This window comes from Streptomyces sp. NRRL B-24085 (genome assembly GCF_001282115.1).
Classification (GTDB): domain Bacteria; phylum Actinomycetota; class Actinomycetes; order Streptomycetales; family Streptomycetaceae; genus Streptomyces.
Map to the genome: position 1 here is coordinate 1 of NZ_LJBR01000591.1, position 2,594 is coordinate 2,594.

Here is a 2,594-nt window from a genome sequence, read left to right on the forward strand (position 1 = left end):
GGATGTGTATAGGAGACAGGTTCCACGGAGGGTGACACGTCCGCGCGGCGGTGCTTCGGCGCCGCCGCGCAGGCGTGTCCGGGCCCGGGGCGACGGTCTTGACACCGCACCTGATCTGACGGACAGTCAGGAAATCTTGCGGACAAGGAGGTTGTCCTCATGGCCGACGATCCGGACACTCCGCCGACCCTGCCCGAGGCCCGCAATCCGCACGCCCCGCCCCCCGACCCGCTCACCCGCCTCAAGTCCTACGAAGGCCACCCCGCCGCCGTCTCCGCCACCGGCAAGGACCCCGTCAACCTGCCGATGATCCGGCACTGGTGCGAGGCCCTGGGGGACGCCCACCCGGCCTACTCGGGGCCCGGCGCCGTCGCCCCGCCCACCATGCTCCAGGTCTGGACGATGGGCGGCCTGAGCGGGCACCCGGGCAGATCGTCGGCGTACGACGAACTCCTCGCGCTGCTCGACGAGTCGGGCTGCACCTCGGTCGTCGCCACCGACTGCGAGCAGGAGTACTTCCGGCCACTGCGTCCCGGTGACGAGATCACGTTCGACACCGTCATCGAGTCGGTCTCGGACCGCAAGACCACCAGGCTCGGTACCGGTCACTTCGTCACGACCCGTACCGACGTCCGGGCGGCCGGGACCCTCGTCGGCACCCACCGGTTCCGCATCCTCAAGTACGCGCCCGTACGACGTGAGCAGGCCCCTGCCCGGCCCCGCCCCGTCGTCAACCGGGACAACGCCGGCTTCTGGGAGGGCGTCGAACAGCACAGGCTCCTCATCCAGCGCTGCACCGCCTGCACGGCCCTCCGCTTCCCGTGGCTGCCGGGCTGCGTCCACTGCGGGAGCCCCGACTGGGACACCGTCGAGGCGAGCGGAGAGGGGACCGTCCACTCGTACGTCGTCATGCACCACCCGCCCTTCCCGGCGTTCGACCCTCCCTACGCCGTCGTGCTCGTCGAACTCGCCGAGGGCGTGCGGATGATCAGCAACGTGGTCGGGACGCCGTACGACAAGGTGCGGATCGGGATGCCGGTGCGGCTCGTCTTCCAGTCCTACGACGGTGATCTCACCCTCCCCGTCTTCCGTGCCGCAGCCGAGGAGGCCGCCGTATGAGAACGGGCGACGAACTGCCGCCCCTGGAGATCCCGGTCACCCGCACGCTGATCGTCGCGGGGGCGATCGCCTCCCGGGACTACCAGGACGTGCACCACGACCCGGAGTCGGCCCGCCGCAAGGGCTCCCCGGACATCTTCATGAACATCCTGACGACGAACGGCCTGGTGGGCCGCTACGTCACGGACCACTTCGGGCCGCGGACCGTACTGAAGAAGGTCGCCATCAGGCTCGGCGCCCCCAACCACCCCGGCGACACCATGGTGCTGAGCGGAAGGGTGGAGACCGTCGAAGGCGACACCGCGACCGTGCGGATCGTGGGAACCAACGGCATCGGCAACCACGTCACGGGGACCGTCACCTTCTGCCTTAGGGACGCCGAATGAGCACACGCGCGCGTGAGCGGCTCGGCGGCCTGGCCGCGATCGCCGGCATCGGGGCCACCGCGTTCTCCAAGGACTCCGGCCGCAGCGAACTGGCCCTGGCCGCCGAGGCGGTCCGCGCGGCGCTCGACGACGCGGGGCTCACGGCCGCCGACGTCGACGGCATGGTCACCTTCACCATGGACACCAGCCCGGAGATCACCGTCGCCCAGGCCTGCGGGATCGGCGAGCTGTCCTTCTTCTCCCGCGTCCACTACGGCGGTGGCGCGGCCTGCGCGACCGTCCAGCAGGCGGTGCTCGCGATCGCGGCGGGCGTGGCCGAGGTCGTCGTCTGCTACCGCGCCTTCAACGAACGCTCCGGCCGCCGCTTCGGCTCCGGCGTCCAGCACCGCGAACCCTCCGCCGAGGGCGTCGCGCTCGGCTGGTCCCTGCCGTTCGGGCTGCTCACCCCGGCCTCCTGGGTGGCGATGGCGGCCCAGCGCTACCTGCACACCCACGGCCTCACCCCGGAGGCCTTCGGCCATGTCGCGGTGACCGACCGCGCGTACGCGGCCACCAACCCGGCCGCCTGGTTCCACGGCCGTCCCATCACGCTCGCCGACCACGCGGCCTCCCGCTGGATCGCCGAGCCGCTCCGGCTCCTGGACTGCTGCCAGGAGACCGACGGCGGCCAGGCGATCGTCGTCACCTCCCTCGCACGCGCGCGTGACCTCCCCCACCGGCCCGCCGTCGTCACAGCGGCCGCCCAGGGCGCGGGCCGCGCACAGGAACAGATGACCAGCTTCTACCGCGACGACCTCACCGGCCTCCCCGAGATGAACGTCGTCGCCCGCCAGCTCTGGCGGACCTCGGGCCTGGCCCCCCGGGACATCGACGTGGCGATCCTCTACGACCACTTCACCCCGTTCGTTTTGATGCAGCTCGAGGAGTTCGGCTTCTGCGCGCGGGGTGAGGCCGCGGACTTCGTGCACCGGGGCGCGCTCCCCCTCAACACCCACGGCGGCCAACTGGGGGAGGCGTACCTCCACGGCATGAACGGCATCGCGGAAGCCGTACGGCAACTGCGGGGGACGGCGGCGAACCAGGTGGCGG

General features: G+C 71.5%; 3 protein-coding genes. All 3 read left to right on the plus strand.

The features are described 5' to 3' along the window. Nucleotides 1-159 precede the first annotated feature (159 nt). Nucleotides 160-1,119, plus strand: coding sequence for a bifunctional MaoC family dehydratase N-terminal/OB-fold nucleic acid binding domain-containing protein (locus AOJ26_RS39915; RefSeq protein ID WP_078960202.1), 960 nt, complete (start codon nucleotides 160-162; stop codon nucleotides 1,117-1,119). Further along, nucleotides 1,116-1,505 carry a MaoC family dehydratase gene (locus tag AOJ26_RS39920; protein WP_053853234.1) on the plus strand — a complete coding sequence of 130 codons (390 nt, stop codon included), beginning with the start codon at nucleotides 1,116-1,118 and terminating at the stop codon, nucleotides 1,503-1,505. The genes AOJ26_RS39915 and AOJ26_RS39920 overlap by 4 nt, the downstream gene beginning before the upstream one ends. Continuing rightward, nucleotides 1,502-2,594 (plus strand): lipid-transfer protein (locus AOJ26_RS39925; protein WP_053853235.1); only part of this gene is annotated, 1,093 nt, incomplete at its 3' end. The genes AOJ26_RS39920 and AOJ26_RS39925, both read left to right, overlap by 4 nt.

Excerpts from the sequence above, each read along its gene's own strand:
- AOJ26_RS39920 (WP_053853234.1), top strand. The coding sequence starts at position 1,116 with ATGAGAACGGGCGACGAACTGCCGCCCCTGGAGATCCCGGTCACCCGC.
- AOJ26_RS39915 (WP_078960202.1), top strand. The coding sequence starts at position 160 with ATGGCCGACGATCCGGACACTCCGCCGACCCTGCCCGAGGCCCGCAAT.